The organism is Ketobacter sp. MCCC 1A13808, assembly GCF_009746715.1.
Classification (GTDB): Bacteria; Pseudomonadota; Gammaproteobacteria; order Pseudomonadales; family Ketobacteraceae; genus Ketobacter.
Genome location: NZ_VRKW01000012.1, coordinates 106,815 through 123,576, shown reverse-complemented (window position 1 = coordinate 123,576; position 16,762 = coordinate 106,815). Strand labels below are relative to the sequence as shown.

The window sequence follows — 16,762 nt, the reverse complement described above, 5'->3', positions numbered from 1 at the left end:
CGTTATAAACAGTTTGGGTTGGCTGATGTCTTCACCGCGCATAGTTAGGCTCTGTATTCAAAGAGAAGAAAACGCTATTTTTTCACAAAATAGTTAGTAAGGGGAGTTTTTCAACAAGCTGCTAAGAAATCCTTAGTAGTTGCCTGCTCGGGTAACTCACCGTCTTTAAAGATATTTTTAAGGTGCATCAGCACGTTTTCAGGGGTGGTCGAATACTTCCCCCATCTGCAACTGGGTCAACCAAAGGCTTTCCTGCTCCAGTTGAATATCCAGTTGAACCGTGCCATCGGCAGAGGTGTAGATTTGTATATGTTGATTAGCCATTAAGCGCTCCTTGCTTTAGTGGGTTGAAAATTTCCTTAATAGAGCTGACCTCACAGCCACCGTCCATCCGAACTCCTAAGAAATCCCTGCAAGTTGCCTGCGTAAGTTCTTCCTCGGTGGTTATGAGCTTGCCCTTTACCATGGTGATGACCTGTGGTGATTTCCCTTTTTATCTTATGCGGCAACTTCTTCTTGCATACTGGGTGGAAACTGGATGTCCAGTTCTTCGACGGATAGTTTTCCAGAGATTAGTCGGGGTAAAAGCTGACTTTTAGTTTTTTCAAGAATTTCAACTTGCCTAAACAATATCTGCTTTTGGACTATCAGCGATTTCATTTTCTCAGGAACCAGCACCTTTATGCCTTCTATTAAAGATTTATTCAATTCAACCTGACCTGTCGAGCCGGCTGCCATAAATTCAAAATACTGTTGAAGCTTTGCCACAGTATATGCCAGATAAAAAGCATCAATCTTTTCAGGGTCTGCTCGGCAAATCGTCACATGAGAATCAACTGTTATGTTCTCTGGCTTAAACTCAACGACAGCGACTCTTCCTAAAGTACCAACGCCAGTGGAGTTTATTAAAGCGTCGCCATGTTGGATATATTTTGATTCGTCCGCCCTGGAGTCGTGACGTCTGGCCTCAGATAAATCTATCCTTCCGTCACGAATACATTTCTGGTTGATAACCAGGAGCTTTAGGTGCCGCTTATTATGCGGGAGCAGCGACAGGCAGTGCAGCGGTAGCATTAGGTCGCATACTTGGCTGTGGATCCACAATAGTAGATGCAATGTGGCATCTACGTGAGAAAGGTATATATGCATCCTAGGTTGAAAGCGAGCTACTTTCGAATCCGGAAATTTTGCAAAGGAGATAATCGTGGAATCATGGTACGGATTAATTGTCATAGCCGTTGTTGGATTAGCAGCGGTATCGACAATGATAGTGTTGCAAAACCTATGTGAAAAACGCCTTATAAAAGGTGGAATTTTGCCACACGAATCCGCCACTACAGATGAAGACATTGTACGTTTGGCGAACTCCGTCCATAAAATATTAGCCATTAAACGCTATCGACAAATTTATACAACCAGCTTGAAAGTCGCAAAAAGCAAAGTAGAAGCGATGGTAATAGAGTGAACGCCGTGTGCGGCATTCACGCTGCACTTGCAGCTTATTTCCTTCTCTCCTTGTAGTCAGTCCGTTTTGGCGTTATCCGAAAAAGCTCTGGCATTAAGGGTTGCTGGTAGCATGTTTATTTCTTCTAATCGATTATTCGCTTGTTATTGACCAGACCACATACAAGCGATTGGTACTGCCCACAACTTTTCTCCAAAGGGTAGAACATGATCGCCATCATAAAACAATATTCCGGAATGAAAGTGCTGCTCCACATGGCGGGCAAATCGTTCTATTCCCCTAAAATCCGATTTGCGTACGGTGGCAGACAACTTAGTTTCCATGGCGATGAAGCCCGAATCGGTTTCCAACACATAGCCCACCTCGTACTGGTCCATATCGCAATAATAGTAAAAGCTCACATCCGAATCGCACCAGCTGATTGTCTTTAGCGTCTCGATCAAGGAGGGGCAAGAGCAATGAAGTCCCCAACCCAAAAGATCTGCTGACACCAACCTCAGCGTTCAAGAAATACGCGCTACGCCTGATCAGAAATGCCGGAAAAGCCTTTATGGACACTTCGTTCAAAGTGAACATTCATTGCAAAGCGACCGTAGCGCGTAATTTCAGAACCGCTATCGAGGTGTCTTTAAGGTAGCAATGACATCGTCAATTTTATCTTGATCCGCCGTACTGATGGTAAAGACTGTTTCAGCATCTTGGTCACTCGCCAAATGCAGAGTGGCTGTATTCTCAACATACACCACGTAACCAACGTAACCAACGTAACCAACGTAACCGTCTTTTGAAATTTCTTTTATTTTCCAGTCTTTCTTTTTGGATAGCTCAAGCGCACGTTCGACAAAATCGGTCGCTGGCTGGTGTTCTTTTGGTAATATTTCTTTCTGAACATAACCATGAAATCCCCGTTCCCCGTAAAAACGAATGTCTTCCCCTTCTATTCTAGAAACTCCATTAGCGGGAAACCCAACATCAAGTCCGTTTGACAACCCCACAGGTATTGTACTGCTTTGATGTTGTGCGCAGCCTGCAATACCCAAAAACAACAAACATAGAAAGACTTTCTTCGGCATAAGGAGATCCCTTTAAAATTAAACATACAACTTACATAGACATAAGACATACAACGCACAAACCCGCTGACTATATTATCAGGCTTGCCCAACAAAACCTGTCCCAGCCCATATGGCCACTTTTCGATCAAAGACTGTCAGAAGAGCTGCCTCACCCAAACGCAATATTGCCGTCAGTATCGAATCAACGTGAACCGGTAATCCCCCCTTTTTGGGGCGCTGTTTGTCCCTCTATTGTCTATCTATAAAACTTGGACACCGGAGTCACCATGGAATGTGAAATCATCCTGAACAGATTTCAGTCACCCTAGATCAGGAGGACAAGCAGGCACTTCAGGACATAAAAAGCATACTCGGGCAGTCAGGTTTGTTCGCTGGTTTGCTGTCGGCCACACACGTTTTGTCTTGGATGGACAAAGAAATAGGTATAGTCGCTATCGGAAACGAAGAGTGGCTAGACTTGGCAAAGACTATCGCCAACTCCAACCGCCTGACACTCCTTGGTGCTCAAAAGGCTTCAGCCGCGCAATACTCCCGCCATTCCACCAGGGGAACTCCTGAGCAAGCTCGCTTTTGGGCAAATTTTCAGAGCATCATTACCCGTGTAATAAAAGGTCAATGCAAATGATTAAACAAACTGTCTTCTCACTGGCACTTATCATGTCCTTGGGGTGCCAAGCCGACACCGCGAACTCCGGTTATACGGTTGTCACAAAAGAACAGATGAAAAGCTTCACCGGCCGAGCGATTTATGCCACTGAGCAAGGTGCCTACGTGGGCGAGCTTAAGAATGGCAATCGCCATGGCTATGGTATCAGCTATGCACAAAACGGAACGGTGATGGCTGGACACTGGAAAAATGATAAGTTCATCGGAGAAGGCGTCATGATCAGCATGGACATCAACTCTGTATCCGCGGGCAACTTTGATGGTGCCATGCTGGTTGGAAATGGCGCTGTCAGCTTTGAGGGGGATGTCGCCCAAGGTGACTTTAAGAAAGGTTCAGCGAAGCCTGATAATGTCGAGTGTTATCGCGCCGGCGAAAAGATTGACTGCAAAGACAGCAAGCTTTATGGCACGCCAGGGGGGTAGAAAGCCCCTCATCCATGCAGTTGCCGTAGCCGTAGCCGTAGCCGTAGCCGTAGCCGTAGCCGTAGCCGTAGCCGAATCATCACACGGCTGGAGAAATAAGTGAGAAGAAGTTGATTTAGAATGGTTTTTTTAAATTCAGACAGGGAGTTTGAAAATCCCCGGGTCGGTGGTTCGATTCCGGAACCGGCATAAGATTCAGTACCTTAGCCTGCCTTGTGCAGGCTTTGTTGTTTCTGGAGTTTGGGATGTAATCAATATGACTGCAGATTCTAGAAAAACCATATGCCCTCATTTTCCTGTTACTAAAATTCTAACGTCAGAATCATACCCCCGGTAATCTTTACGGCGCTTTGCTATCCCTAGCAACCATACGCCTATTACTCTGGAACTCCGCTGCAACGATTTGAGAACAGGATCACGTAAGCCCGATTGACCAATCGCTTCACTAGTACATACTCATATACTTAGCAGTGGAGAGTAAGAATGCAGTATCCAACCCCAACTCCGCCCGGTCAGGCTGTGGGCAGTGACTTTTATAACCTGACCAAAGGCAATCATCCGGTTCATTTTTTATTTGGTCTCTACCTTCCGGTAATCGCATTGTGTAGTTTGATTCACAGTTTCGATGCGCCCTACTGGACTGTCCTGGCGCAGTTCGCTTGGCTCATTATGGGAGGCTGTCTGATCCTGCTTTTGGGCATTGCTCCCAAAGAAATTAAGCTCAGCAGCTTTTTTAAGGGCTTGTTTGTGTATGGAACCCTATTTGCCTGGCCGGTATGGATCTATCATTTCCGGCGTCGTATTTCGCTTAAATAGCACTGCCTAAATCATGGCCTTTGCCTATTCGGCTGGCGGCCCTGATCGTTGAAGATGAAGGCCGTTATCCCGACACCAGAATTCGTGAAATTCACCAACGGGTGGGCCTCGAAATCCCCCGTTCACGAGTGCGCTGTCGAGCAACTTGCGATATCAAGGGGGAACGTCAAAGACCCCACTCAGGCTGTGGTAGAATTCGACATTCTCACCGCCTTGCCAGAGGGCGTGGTAAGAAAAACCTAACGACCTCTTATCTATTTACTCAAATCTCAAGATCAGGATCATACCGCCTGTATTCTGTTTCGCGTTTCACTCATCAAAGCAACCATACTTTTATACTGCTCTAAAGCTCCATTGTGTCTGAACGGAAGATGGGCATGACGACAGACCGTAGAGCGGAAGCACTGTTATTCCGGCGGATCCAGGGGGTGCCAGCTTGATAGATAGAGGTGCTTGAAGAGTCACACTGACATCAGTCAATCCACCATCTGCTCCATCAAATGGCTATATATCACTCAACTTTCAACGTCGTTTGGCTTGTCCTTACACCCATAGTCGAATCTATAGATTCGATTTTAGATTGGAAATTCTATTTAGCACTAGGATCGAATCTGTGAGTTCGATTTTCTGTGTTACTCTGACATGAATAATGAAATCTAATCTGTAGATTCGATAAAGCGAGGCAATATGGCAGATAAGATGCAGAGCGAGAGTACGGCGCAAGACAGCACCCAACGTATGCGCCGTGTGGGCAATACCATGGAGGCCGGCGCATTGATAAAGGAGAGTCGCAAAAAGCAATCGATCCGCCAGGATGATATAGGAGAAATGATCGGTGCCAGCCACCTTTATGTTCGCAATGTGGAGACGGGCAAACCGACTGCAAATTGGGGTGGGGTGTTCGCACTGTGTGAGGAGCTGGGCATTGAGATCTATTTTCGGCTTCCCAAGGATCGGATGAACACGGATGACTGAGCGTTTCCTGGGGGTAATGATCGAGGGGCAAACAGTAGCCAGCCTTATCGAAAACAATGGTCACTGGCAAATGCTTTATGAGGATGCTTGGCGGCAACAAGGACACCCCTTGTCACCCCAGTTTCCACTGAGTCAGACGGCCTATGTAGATAGTGGCACTTGGCGACCGGTCCAAGCATTCTTTGATAATCTGCTCCCGGAAGAAGCGGCCCGTAAGCTGATGGCGAGCGATGCTAACGTCGACCCGGAAGACCATTTTGCATTGCTTGCTTATTACGGCATGGAAACGGCAGGTGCGCTGACATTGATTGATCCTGAGCAAAGTCGCGCAGTGGAGTCAGGTGAGCAGTTAATACTACCTGATGCCCTGTCGGCTCGCATTCAGCAACTGCCCAAAGTAGCCCTTTCCCACGGGTCACCAAAACGAATGTCTCTGGCAGGCGCACAACACAAACTGCCAGTGATTTATCGACAGGGAGAAATATTTGATCCCGTCGGGATAACCCCTTCGACCCATATCCTAAAGCCTGATCATCAAAATCGGGATGTGTATCCTAATACGGCAGCTAATGAGTGGTTCGTTATGACATTGGCGCAGCGGGTGCTTAGTGACATACCGAACGTTGAACTCACCAAGGTTCCTGAGAGCGTGTACCTGATTACCCGTTTTGACCGTACCAGGTTCAAGGAACAAACTCGTCGCCGCTATATGATCGACGGCTGTCAGGCGCTTGGGCTTAACAGCACTAGCAAATACGCGCAGTGCACCATGGAATCCTTATTGAAACTGGCTGAACAATGCCAGAAAAAAGCCCAAACCCGGATGCGGCTATTTGAATGGCTTGTGTTTAATTACTTGGCCGGAAACTCAGACGCGCATTTAAAGAACGTGAGTTTTTTCTATGACAGTGATGGCCTGGAAATTACACCCGCTTACGATCTGTTATGCACCTCAATTTACCATGGTCAACGTCCTGGCCAGTGGAACGAGGATCAATTGGTAACGCCTTTGGGCAAGACCAAGGAATTTGGTGCAATCACTCGCGAGGACATCATGGCCGTTGCAAGCGAACTGAATGTTCCGAAACGAAAAGCCGACGAGCTAATGAATCGCTGGAGCACTTCCCTGCCAACAATAGCGAATGAGATTTTGGATACCTCCATAGCAAAAGGCAGGTTAGATGCGGGTGAAATAAGGACTCTTCGTCTGATCATTCATGGGCCCATAATGGAAGCTTGCCAACGGATTTCCAGATAAATCAAGCTAGCTGCAAAAGCACCTATCAGTGGTCGTTAGTTCTAACAATGGATTCGGCGTTTAACGTATCGCAACGGATGAGTGTCAGTTTGATTCACAGTTTCAATGCGCCTTACTGGACTGTCCTGGCGCAGTTCGTTTGGCTGATTGCGGGGCTGCCTGATCATGCTGTTGGGAATAGCCCCCAAAGAAACCAAGCAGTATGGATCTATCGTTTTCGGGGTCGTATCTAGATTCAAACACGCTGTTTAGTATCCAATAGAAATTAACAGGCGAAAGCTATATATCTAGATTGTCGGCACTCGAAATGATGTTAAAAGGCTTTCTTAAAACGTCTACTGTCCCCAGCTTCTCGCGGGTTCCGGCAGGAAGCTCATTATATCGAGGTGCCAGCTCAAACACTTTAATGGCATCGTAAATGACTAAGGAGCCTCCTTTGGATAGGCCTTCCGCTTTTTCGGGCGCGTAGTGAGCTAGAATAGAAGCACTCACCAAATACTGATTCATGGCTGGCTTTGCACATTCATAATTAGCTTTGGTGGCATGATACATCATTACCAGCTTCTTCTGATCCAGAGTTAACGAAAGCCCTGAGAATATATCTTTGGGCAGGGTGGATTCAGACTTCTTGCAGGCGTCCAGCGCTTCTGAATACGCATCCAGATCTGTTTGGGCTTGCTCTAGAGCTATTTTAGCCAGTTGCTGGTCATCGTTCGCTAAACAAGCCGAAGGTAGGACCATTGCCATACACAAGATTAGTATTTTCTTCATTTATCAATTTTCTCCCTAATGCACAGAGCAACCATCAGAAATGGCGCGCCAGAATTGCTTTTCTTGGTAATTGCTCACGTTTAAAAATGCCATCATGGCTTCCTGCTCAACCCGTTTGCGCGCTATAGCTGGCACACCCTTCATGGTTTTTGCAAACTCTTCAAAATCATAAGTTGAGACGCTGACAGAAGCCTCTATAAATCTGTTACCAGCGAACATATCGTGCATTGCACCAACCGACAAGGCGACAGCCAGTACGTTTGCAACTTCTCTTATACTCCGTATTGTTTCAATAGTGTCCTTACTTCTTTCTGATAGTGCAAGATTATCAAGACTTGGGCAATCCATGGCTACTCCTTATTTTAAGGTTACTCTTTATTTTAATGATGAGTAGTACACAGAAGTAGACAGCCAGAGAAGTAGACAGCCACAGAAGTAGACAGCCAGCACACAAAGCAAATGAATTTTTTGGATCAACAAAATTTGAGAGTTCAGGCTGAAATCGAACGCGAACGCGAACGAATCAATGGGAGAAAATCCTCCAACGTACACAGCGCAGAAGTTCAAATCCTGGACAATCTCACCAACGAGGGTGTGACCGATGACCTGGAGCTACTTGGCCCTGTAGCCACCGCCAATTTCTTCAAGATGATACTTTAAATCAATTGGTCTGTCTTCAGCCATACGTCCGACTGGACCCGCTCCCCCGATTGGAAAGTCATGCTCTATACCCGCATCAAGAGCTGTCCTATCTGCTCCTGTTTGACTGCCACTTATAATTTTACTAAGCAGTGACTGCCTTATACCTCAATTAAGAATAACTGCTATAAACTAATTTCAGAATAGCAAATGGTTCTACTGAAGTTCGTTTCAAGTTTGAAGTTCATTTATGCAGCCTGAATTGAAAGCGAGTTTCTTTCAATTCAGGAAATTTCACAACGGAGATAATCGTGGAATCATGGCACGGATTAATTGCCATAGCCGTTGTCGGATTCACAGCGGTATCGACAATGATAATGTTACAAATACTGCATGAAAAACGTCATATCAAAGGTGGAATTCTACCGCAAGGATTGCATAATGCGCATGAAGACATTGAACGCTTTGTGCATTCCGGCCATAAAAGATTAGCCATTAAACGCTATCGATAAATTTATGAAGTCAGATTGAAAGAAGCACTCACCCCGCCCGCCAGGTCAAATGGTCAAATCGCACAGAACTTTAATCAATAACGCGCTAAAATCCACGGTGCTTTTATGGATACTGTCGGTCATCAGACCAATCTTAAGGGGATATCATGCCTACCGGGAACAGAAGCATCAGAAATGTGATTTTTTCATTCGCTATTTTGTTCAGTACCAGCGCCTTCTCTGTTGTTACGGAATACACCTTGCCCGACGCACACACCGTCCCGACCGCCACTTTTATAACGGGCTCAACCGGACATATCCGAGTTCCGGTTTCAGTGCTTAGTGATGCAAAAGTTGCCAGCGCAGATGGTTTGGTATTTCGCTTCGCCGATGGATCAAACTTTTCAGTCCAGACACTAACGGACCGCAGCACCGGACACGCCGGGGTGAATATGCATACCTGGCCGGAATATCTGCTCGGATTAAAAACCAAAGGCCCCGAACCCGAAAGCTACGTGAAAGATCTAAAGTTATCCGGCGAACACATCATTAAAGATTCCATTGCCCCCACTGAAATCCGGCGCTTCTCTACTAAAAACGGCACCGGTTACTGGGCTGTCGGAAAGGAGAAATCCGCAATCGTTTTGACGAATACCGATATTACCGATCAGATTACGGTGATTTACACCAAGGATATGTCTGAATCTAAAATTCTGAACACGATTCTTAACGGAGTAAGCCTGTAATGTCATTATCAGCCGAAGAAAAAGACGATCTTATGGAAGTAATTGAAATCATTTATGGCTACGACTCCGAAATACAGAACTACAAAAACAGCTTTAACGATCAGACTGTTGATGCCGTGGAAGATGCATTTGCCGCATTGATTGAATGCAATAACAATATGAAGTCTCTGGTGGTAGATTTATTGGGTGGTGCCCGTTATCTGGTGAAGGGCTGGCTGAAGAAGATACTTGGTCAGGTCCGCAAAAGACTAGAGAATGAAAAGATTAAATTTAACGGATTAGCCTGCCGCAACGTAGTGTCGGGAAGCTGGAAATCAGCAATTATAATATCGACCTATTAAACAGAGCCGGAAACACCGACCCGCTGCAGCGCTTTCTTCTGTTCTTTCGCCCGCACCCTTTTACTCTTGGTACGCTTCAGATAAATCCAGATGCCGCTGTAAACAAAAAATACCGGCATCAGCGAAATCAACAACCACAGCCAGCGCACCAAAAGCCCGGCAAAGTTACCAATATGCAGCTGATAGCTGATCCCCAAAAACGATTCTGCGGCAGTGAGATCTTCCACACGCCTTACTTTTAATACTTCGGCAGTGACAGGATCAAGAGTAACAATTTCAGCGTTAAAGGCATCCTCAGGTTGGATGCGCACATTCACTGGCTGGCTATTCGATTTGGGCGCGTTTACTGATAGCAGCTTGCCGCCGCCCACCTCCTCTAACGCTACCTTAACGGCCTGATCAATATTGCGGATGCCTTCGTGCCCAGCTGCTTCAAGCGGTTCATGCTCACCTACTTCACTGAACGTAACAAAGCCGACAATACCCTTCACCGTGTTTTTCCAGTTGAAGCCAATGCCGGTAAACGCAATCAGGATCAGCACACCGGCTGCAGCCATAGCGGTGATGGAATGAAGACGTGACATAATTTTACGGTTACTGTCACGAAAAGAAATTTTAAGGCGGTCGATACGGCGTGGCGGGGTCATCCACATCCAGAACCCCATCAACGATTGCAGAATAAAAACAGATGCAAGCACCGACATCACATTGCGCGCCCAGGATCTGGCGTCTCCCTCCGGCACCAGCAACCACCGGTGTAGCTGCAAAACATAGCCGTATAAGGTCGTATTGTGTTGATAGTGTTTCAGCACTGTACCGCTAACGGGATCGACATTTGCCACCCCCTCTCCGTTGCCAAGCCAGATTTTCCAGGCATGTCCTTGCGCCTGATCCACAGCAATCACATTGACCGGAACCCCGGGCAACTGCTCTTCGAAATGATCCAACAAAGTTTCAAACGGTAATGGCACACCTGTCGTATCTGCGTACCACTCATCGGGCGCAACTTCTGCCTGAAGCTCTTCACCAAAAACAAGCAAGGCTCCGGTAATGCAGACCAAAACCAAAGGGACGGCCAAAGCCATCCCTATCCAGAGGTGAATTCTCAATAATTTACGAAACATTAAACTGGCCTAGATTACATGCTGTTTTTGTTTAGTTTAAAGAGAAAAGTCAACGCCCACCCAAAATACACGTCCAAGTTTACCTTCAGTATCGATAGCAGCACCTTCCAGAGTCGAGCTAAAGTCTTTCTCATCGGTAATGTTTTCTACCCGAATTCTGGCTGCGACATTATCCGACACCCACAATGCAGCCCCCAGATCGAAGCGATCGTAAGACTCGCGACGGGTTTCGGTAACACCACCTTCGTTGATCCGCTCAAATGGTTCGCCGTGAATGCCCGCTCCCCATACAGAGAATACGTCGGTCCAACGGTAGTCAAAGCGCAATGTAAGCTGATGATGTGCTACGTTCACGCCATTACTACCAAAAAAGATGTTGCCGTTCGCATCTGTGCCGTCTTCGCGGGTCGCTTTCACATCAAATACATGGTTGTATCCGGCGGATAAAGTTAATTTTTTGGTCAGCTTAGAAAGTGCTTCCAGTTCAACACCGGACTGCTCCACTTCTACGTTCATGATCGCACCATTTTCTCGTCTTGGTACATTCTCCTGAGTAATCGTATAGAGCGCAAGATCGACAAACCCCTTTGATAACCCTTGATTAACGCCAATTTCGTAACTGACTGATTCTACGATTTCGTCACCGGCACCCACCGGATTCAGAGCATCACTACCAAAATTACCGTATTTCTCATAGAACCGGTTATAACCGGTTGCAGCACTGGCACGCAATCGTGTTGACTCAGCTACAGAATAGGCTCCGCCCAGCTCCCAACTGAATACGCTATCATCCTGCAGGGTATCTTCCTGAGTTACGTCATTCAGAACGATGTCATTGTTAAACCAGGTGTTCCGTAATCCCAGGGTAACGATGGCATTCTCATTGAACGTCAGCGAGTTAGTGAACTTCAGCGCCGGATCGTTGAACGTATTGTCCCATTGTTTGTCGCGCAAAGTGTTTGTGATTTTATATTCGATCCCTGCGCTGCCGGAGTAACGAACTCCGCTGCTCAATTCGGTTACCATAAAATAATCGGCAAACAGCGTGTCGATTTTAGTACTACGGTCGCGGCCTCGGGCTTCCCACACGGTTCCGGTATCGGAATGCAGGTAACCGGCGCGAACGCTGGTGGTATCCGAGAGTGCATGATCCATGTTCACCGAGGCATAAGCCGTATCAGAATCGATATTATTTACGTCGCCGTTCCGATACATATCGGTATCGGATTTACTGAAGATTCCCAACACCTCGATACGGGTCGCATCCGAGGGATTAAATCCGACTTTACCCACGAAGCTGCCAATGGTTTGCTTATCCAGATTGGCCGGCTCGTCAGTCCCGTCGAAGTCACCGTAAAGCCCACTGCCTGCAACATAGTAATCGGATTTTTCCGTTCCGTTGGCCGCTTCCAGCTGTAATATCGATTCCCCTGCGGTGCTGAAATCCAGCGTACCGCCAAAGTGGTTTTTGAACCCGCGGCCTGACTTGATATTGGTCTGGAATACACCACCATCGGAACCGTTACCAAACTGAACGCCGCGGCCACCTTTGTGTACATCGATCTGATCAATGGCAATGGTCGGAATCCGGCTGCTTGAATAGCCGCCGCCTTCTTCGTCTGCAAATTTCACAGCCGGTAAGCCGTCAATGGAGGTGGAAGCCCCCCAATCGCCAAAAGTACGAATGCTGAGCGGCCCGCCAAAACGATCACTGCCGGGCGTGTTAATTAAGCCGGTGGTAGTAAAGCGCAGCGCATCCGCGGTATTCACTTCGTTCAGGTTTTGCAACAACCCACCGGAGGTGGCTGAAGACGAACGTGGATCAGTAAAGGCCTGTTCTGCATGGTGTCGGTTTTTTTGTGACGGGTGGATAGCATCCCCCTGAACGACAACGGGCTCTAGCTCGAATACTTCGGCGTGCGCGTAAGAACCCGTAAGAGAAAGCAAAACACACGAGGCCAGACGGGCACTGCTGATACTCAGCGTTGATGTTGATTTCAACCCAATAGGCGCAAGCGCACCCAACCGATTCCGGTTTTGCATAATAATCCCCGCGTAATTTGGTCTTTGAAATAAGTAGAATGGAGGTCAAATTACGCTCAAACAGTCGTTAATGCAAAATGTTATCGTTTAGATAGAGATTTATGTCTCAAAAAAGTCGTTTAGCCAGTCTTGATCATTCAACCCCGCAGCAGGAATGGATACAAATCAGTGCCGGAAAGGTTGTATTTTGCGTGCAGACTAAGGGGCTCAGACACGAAAAAGGCAAGAAATCACTCCGGCGCAGGTAAAATGATTTTCAATAACGCCACCAAATCCGCCCTCGCTCTTTCTCGCTTACCGGAACTGGCGGAATCAAATTGGCTCAGGCAGGAAAGGATTTTCTTCTGTTGTTCAACTTCAATCTGTTGCAACGCACCCTGGGGTTTGTCTTCCGAGTTTTCCGTAATGCGGTTGCCGTGGGCGTGGCTCGACACCTCCCGGAAAAACAGGATCGCCCGATCCAGTAACACCAGCGGAAACTGCGGATTACGATTAGGACCGACAATGACCCGGGTTCCACCGAGCGGCAAACGTTTCACCCGTACCCGCGCAAGTTCACTGCCTTTCAAAAACACACTCCCTCCCGCCATTAACGCACCCATTGCGGTAAAAAAACCATGGGACAGGCCGACGGTGGCAAGATCCAGGGTCGCACCTAGCCCTGCGCCCATTCCGGTGGCCGCGATGGTCAGTTGTTGTTTGCTCAGCCCCAACAGCTCCCAGGTTTTATCGGCAAACAGATCCTCCCGCAGAATATCCTGCTCAGCAAATTTCAGATCGTACACGTTATGCCGGTATCGTTTGCGTATATCCTCGAACAAGTCACGCTCGCGCCCGGAAATTTTGCGGTGGTATTCCTCCAATGCCTTTTCCTGGGCAATGTCTGCGTCGGCTTCGTCCTGATAGGATTGCGCCACTTTAAGCTGAGTGGCAAATTCAAGATAGTTGGTGATGTATTCCGCGACAATGGCCAGACGGTAATTCCAGTCTTTCTGAAACGCATCAATCGCAATATCAATCGGCTGCTCCCAATCCTGGTGAATGGCTTTGAGGGTTTGCAGCAAAGCCAGCCGCTCCTGAAAACGCGCCTGGTGGGCATTGAATTCACGAATCACATTAAAATGGCGGCGGAATGCTTGTTTCCATTCGGCAATATAGCTTTTATCATCCTCTTTAAAATTAATCACCGCCATCCGCGGTTTGTTGATCAGGCGCAGGATTTCCATTTCCGCTTGATCCACTTCCAATAAGGGCCTGGAGCAATCAACCACATAAATTAAAGCGGCACCCTGCAACAACGGCTGCATCAGTTCGCAATCATGATGGAACGCTTCCTGAGCAGAGAATTCCTGCAAAAATGCCTGCAATAAAACGTCATCGGTCACCCTGGCCGACTGCATCCATTGCAGAATTCTGACCGGATTTTGGAAACCGGGCGTATCCACCAACTCCAGTACAACTTCGCCGTTAATGGTGACCGGAAAATATTGACACTCCACGGTTTCACCGGGGTAGTCGTTAACCACCACCGAGTCGTCCTCGGTCAAAGTCGATAACACCGACGATTTGCCTTCATTGGGATGGCCGACAATGGCAATGAGTGGATGAGATCTCATGTACCCGTTCTGCCCACGTCGACGGCATCCGTGTGAACATACAGACTGGTTTCGGTCTGCTCGAGTTTTTTGCGCCAGACTTCGGTCAGACGATCGGTCATGGGGGCACTCCCAGTGGGTGTCGGCTTGCCTAACAATAGTAGATGTAAGCGCTGTTTGTTTTGCTGTAGCAGGTCCGCGCAATCCGTCAATGCCGCCAGTTTTTCCTCGATCGGGGGTTGCCAGCCTTCAATGACAAGAAACACATCCGCTTCACCCTGTGTGGCAGTAGCGCACGCACGCACGTCGGCAACGGTTTTGAAATGCCCTTGGAAACCACTGATTTGCTTCAGCCATTTATCCAGGTATTCATCCTGATAGCGGCTTTGGGATTCACGTAATACAAACACCTCTTGCGGTGTCCCGTTGGGCGCAGGGGTTTCTCTTAACGGTTTGTTGCTCTCCGGGCTATGCAGGCTAGGCCGTCCGGCACTGCGCAACTCGATCGATAACATCCGCCGCCACAACGACTGATAATGGTAGCCACTAAAATCCAACGACCCCAGCAACCTGGACTCCAGGATCACGGAAACCAACCAGGCTATTAACCGCGGCACTAACCCGTAGAGCACCACTGAAAGCGCCAGAAAGGGCCACCAGGACAACAGGTCGTAACTGTGTAGCGCCTCACCGGATTCACGCAACACGATACGCGAGCCGATGATCTGTTGCAGATCCGGATAGCCCACACCTTCCCCAAAAAGCCCGCTCCAGGGCAACGCTAGCGCGGAAACAATCGTGTGGATGGTTGCTGCAGAATCCGTCAGTGAACTCTGCCATCCGAACGCGCGATCGGTAAAGGCCAGCAGCGCGCCAAGACACAACAACGCGCCCACATTAAAAGCCATTCCTGCGTGTTGGAATAAGCGGAACACTCGGTTGCCGAAAAGCCCCCGGTGATGCTCCACCGCCTCCGCCAGCGCCCGTTTGCTGCTTTGCAAATCGTCTTTGTTTTCTGTAGCTAGCGCAATGTGGTGGCCAAATTTCCCCCATAGCGCTTGTAACAGCCAGGTTCCGAGGCGAATCGGAACCGCATACCAACCGGCAAACACGGCTGAGCCGGCAAAGGCAAGCAACAACGTGAGCAGTAAAAAAAACAGCATGACCAATTGCGGTAACACCACTACGCCCAGAAACAACGCCACATTGACCGGTACAGAGCCATCGTAATAGAGAGCAGCATAGGTAATCGACGCTCCACTGATCAGCCCGGTGAGCAGCATAATAAACACCGCCACCCCATACGACGCCGAGAACAGCTTCCCAGGATCCGGTTCGATGGGGTCTTGCGTCAGGCGCTGCTCAACCCAATAGGCGTAGGCCTCCCGGGGGCCGGATGGCCGTAAAGGTGCTTTCTGATAGAGAGTACGGTCACGCTCTTCGAGTGCGGTTTCCGGCTGCCCTTGATCACGCAGGCGGTAACCTTCGAATTGCATTATTTTGCTGAAAGTCCAGCGCAGGTCGGGATTATTTTTCACTTAAAAGCATCAATTCAGGAATCGTAAAAACTCAGATTAAGGGTTAGGCAAGAGTATACGGCAGAAGTATCCGGTGCAAGCCGCCCGCACGCAGGACACCGGCATAGTCAGAATGATATAGACTTTTCTTCAGTGCTCGACTAATTTGGTTCCGGTTATTTACCGGCAGGAGTCAGAGAAGATGACCTACACACGAGCGTCCAATAGCGTGCCACAGAAAACCCAACTAACTTGCCGCAGCCTGATACTCGGCGCTATGGCAATAACGATGCTGGGCTGTGCCAGTACGCCTACCATTCACACCCAAAGCGCCCCCGGTGTGGATATCTCCCGCTACAAAACCTTTGCTTATATTTCACCGTTGGGCACCGATAGCTCCGAATACGGTTCGCTGCTGTCCAATAAACTGAAAGCAGGCACCCGCGCCGCACTCACCGCAAAAGGGTTTACCTATGACGAAAAAAATCCGGATATGCTGGTGAATTTCACTGCTACGGTGAAGCAAAAGACCGATGTGGAATCCATACCCGGAGGCATGGGTTTCCGTGGCGGTATGTATGCGCCCTGGGGCGGGTACAACGACGTTTATGTGCGCCACTATGATGACGGTACATTATTGGTGGATCTGATCGACGCCAAGCAAAAACAAATGGTATGGCAAGGTACCGCCAAAGCCATCGTGCACAGCGACCCGAAAGACAACGAGATAAAAATCCAGCAAGCCATTACCGGAATGTTTGAAGAATTGCCCCCACAATCGGAATAATAACAACAGCAACGGCACCGAACTCGGGG

21 protein-coding genes are annotated in these 16,762 nt (G+C 48.2%); 10 read left to right on the top strand and 11 right to left on the bottom strand.

Annotated features, from left to right (window positions below):
- Positions 1 to 198: 198 nt before the first annotated feature.
- Complete coding sequence (locus FT643_RS23730; RefSeq protein WP_255473966.1) at positions 199 to 324, bottom strand: hypothetical protein; 126 nt, start codon at positions 322 to 324, stop codon at positions 199 to 201.
- A gap of 174 nt (positions 325 to 498) precedes the next feature.
- Positions 499 to 1,074 (bottom strand): restriction endonuclease subunit S, encoded by a 576-nt coding sequence (locus FT643_RS23205; protein ID WP_198043684.1) that lies wholly within the window; start codon positions 1,072 to 1,074, stop codon positions 499 to 501.
- A 130-nt stretch (positions 1,075 to 1,204) separates the two neighbouring features.
- Between FT643_RS23205 and FT643_RS23200 the strand changes: the two genes are divergently transcribed.
- The gene (locus FT643_RS23200; RefSeq protein WP_198043681.1) at positions 1,205 to 1,465 is read left to right on the top strand and encodes a hypothetical protein; all 261 of its coding nucleotides are present in this window, start codon (positions 1,205 to 1,207) and stop codon (positions 1,463 to 1,465) included.
- Between the two features lie 143 nt (positions 1,466 to 1,608).
- On the opposite strand, the gene FT643_RS18545 is transcribed toward FT643_RS23200, so the two are convergent.
- Both FT643_RS18545 and FT643_RS18540 read right to left on the bottom strand, forming a co-directional pair.
- The gene (locus FT643_RS18545; protein WP_156872909.1) at positions 1,609 to 1,866 is read right to left on the bottom strand and encodes a hypothetical protein; all 258 of its coding nucleotides are present in this window, start codon (positions 1,864 to 1,866) and stop codon (positions 1,609 to 1,611) included.
- A gap of 213 nt (positions 1,867 to 2,079) precedes the next feature.
- Positions 2,080 to 2,538 (bottom strand): hypothetical protein, encoded by a 459-nt coding sequence (locus tag FT643_RS18540; protein ID WP_156872908.1) that lies wholly within the window; start codon positions 2,536 to 2,538, stop codon positions 2,080 to 2,082.
- 624 nt (positions 2,539 to 3,162) lie between these two features.
- Between FT643_RS18540 and FT643_RS18535 the strand changes: the two genes are divergently transcribed.
- The 4 genes from FT643_RS18535 to FT643_RS18520 all read left to right on the top strand — a co-directional run bounded on the left by FT643_RS18535 (position 3,163) and on the right by FT643_RS18520 (position 6,679).
- The gene (locus FT643_RS18535) at positions 3,163 to 3,630 is read left to right on the top strand and encodes an MORN repeat-containing protein (protein WP_198043679.1); all 468 of its coding nucleotides are present in this window, start codon (positions 3,163 to 3,165) and stop codon (positions 3,628 to 3,630) included.
- A 483-nt stretch (positions 3,631 to 4,113) separates the two neighbouring features.
- Positions 4,114 to 4,446, top strand: coding sequence for a hypothetical protein (locus tag FT643_RS18530; RefSeq protein ID WP_156872906.1), 333 nt, complete (start codon positions 4,114 to 4,116; stop codon positions 4,444 to 4,446).
- A 687-nt stretch (positions 4,447 to 5,133) separates the two neighbouring features.
- Complete coding sequence (locus FT643_RS18525) at positions 5,134 to 5,421, top strand: helix-turn-helix domain-containing protein (RefSeq protein WP_198043677.1); 288 nt, start codon at positions 5,134 to 5,136, stop codon at positions 5,419 to 5,421.
- On the top strand, positions 5,414 to 6,679 hold the full coding sequence (locus tag FT643_RS18520) for a HipA domain-containing protein (protein WP_156872905.1): 1,266 nt from the start codon (positions 5,414 to 5,416) through the stop codon (positions 6,677 to 6,679). The genes FT643_RS18525 and FT643_RS18520 overlap by 8 nt, the downstream gene beginning before the upstream one ends.
- Positions 6,680 to 6,958: 279 nt before the next feature.
- On the opposite strand, the gene FT643_RS18515 is transcribed toward FT643_RS18520, so the two are convergent.
- Positions 6,959 to 7,450 (bottom strand): hypothetical protein, encoded by a 492-nt coding sequence (locus tag FT643_RS18515; RefSeq protein WP_156872904.1) that lies wholly within the window; start codon positions 7,448 to 7,450, stop codon positions 6,959 to 6,961.
- A gap of 15 nt (positions 7,451 to 7,465) precedes the next feature.
- Positions 7,466 to 7,798, bottom strand: coding sequence for a hypothetical protein (locus tag FT643_RS18510; RefSeq protein ID WP_156872903.1), 333 nt, complete (start codon positions 7,796 to 7,798; stop codon positions 7,466 to 7,468).
- A 111-nt stretch (positions 7,799 to 7,909) separates the two neighbouring features.
- Here FT643_RS18510 and FT643_RS18505 point away from each other — a divergent pair, with 111 nt between their 5' ends.
- Positions 7,910 to 8,110, top strand: coding sequence for a hypothetical protein (locus FT643_RS18505; RefSeq protein ID WP_156872902.1), 201 nt, complete (start codon positions 7,910 to 7,912; stop codon positions 8,108 to 8,110).
- Here the strand turns inward: FT643_RS18505 and FT643_RS18500 are convergent.
- Positions 8,063 to 8,179 (bottom strand): hypothetical protein, encoded by a 117-nt coding sequence (locus FT643_RS18500; RefSeq protein ID WP_317622067.1) that lies wholly within the window; start codon positions 8,177 to 8,179, stop codon positions 8,063 to 8,065. The two genes, FT643_RS18505 and FT643_RS18500, sit on opposite strands and share 48 nt — an antisense overlap.
- Positions 8,180 to 8,400: 221 nt before the next feature.
- Here FT643_RS18500 and FT643_RS18495 point away from each other — a divergent pair, with 221 nt between their 5' ends.
- The 3 genes from FT643_RS18495 to FT643_RS18485 all read left to right on the top strand — a co-directional run bounded on the left by FT643_RS18495 (position 8,401) and on the right by FT643_RS18485 (position 9,667).
- Positions 8,401 to 8,601 carry a hypothetical protein gene (locus FT643_RS18495; RefSeq protein ID WP_156872901.1) on the top strand — a complete coding sequence of 67 codons (201 nt, stop codon included), beginning with the start codon at positions 8,401 to 8,403 and terminating at the stop codon, positions 8,599 to 8,601.
- A 146-nt stretch (positions 8,602 to 8,747) separates the two neighbouring features.
- Positions 8,748 to 9,326, top strand: coding sequence for a hypothetical protein (locus tag FT643_RS18490; RefSeq protein WP_156872900.1), 579 nt, complete (start codon positions 8,748 to 8,750; stop codon positions 9,324 to 9,326).
- The gene (locus tag FT643_RS18485; RefSeq protein WP_156872899.1) at positions 9,326 to 9,667 is read left to right on the top strand and encodes a hypothetical protein; all 342 of its coding nucleotides are present in this window, start codon (positions 9,326 to 9,328) and stop codon (positions 9,665 to 9,667) included. The genes FT643_RS18490 and FT643_RS18485 overlap by 1 nt, the downstream gene beginning before the upstream one ends.
- Here the strand turns inward: FT643_RS18485 and FT643_RS18480 are convergent.
- From FT643_RS18480 to FT643_RS18465, 4 genes are all read right to left on the bottom strand, one after another.
- Positions 9,664 to 10,791, bottom strand: coding sequence for a PepSY-associated TM helix domain-containing protein (locus FT643_RS18480; RefSeq protein ID WP_156872898.1), 1,128 nt, complete (start codon positions 10,789 to 10,791; stop codon positions 9,664 to 9,666). The genes FT643_RS18485 and FT643_RS18480 overlap by 4 nt on opposite strands.
- 36 nt (positions 10,792 to 10,827) lie before the next feature.
- Positions 10,828 to 12,834: a TonB-dependent receptor domain-containing protein gene (locus FT643_RS18475; RefSeq protein WP_156872897.1), complete on the bottom strand. Its 2,007-nt coding sequence runs from the start codon at positions 12,832 to 12,834 to the stop codon at positions 10,828 to 10,830.
- 230 nt (positions 12,835 to 13,064) lie between these two features.
- Positions 13,065 to 14,450 (bottom strand): GTPase/DUF3482 domain-containing protein, encoded by a 1,386-nt coding sequence (locus FT643_RS18470; protein ID WP_156872896.1) that lies wholly within the window; start codon positions 14,448 to 14,450, stop codon positions 13,065 to 13,067.
- A complete protein-coding gene (locus FT643_RS18465; RefSeq protein ID WP_156872895.1) occupies positions 14,447 to 15,967 on the bottom strand; it encodes a DUF2868 domain-containing protein in 1,521 nt (506 codons plus the stop codon). Before FT643_RS18465 ends, FT643_RS18470 begins: the two co-directional genes overlap by 4 nt.
- Positions 15,968 to 16,148: 181 nt before the next feature.
- Here FT643_RS18465 and FT643_RS18460 point away from each other — a divergent pair, with 181 nt between their 5' ends.
- Entirely contained in the window at positions 16,149 to 16,733 is a 585-nt protein-coding gene (locus FT643_RS18460; RefSeq protein WP_156872894.1) for a DUF4136 domain-containing protein, read from the top strand.
- Positions 16,734 to 16,762: the final 29 nt, after the last annotated feature.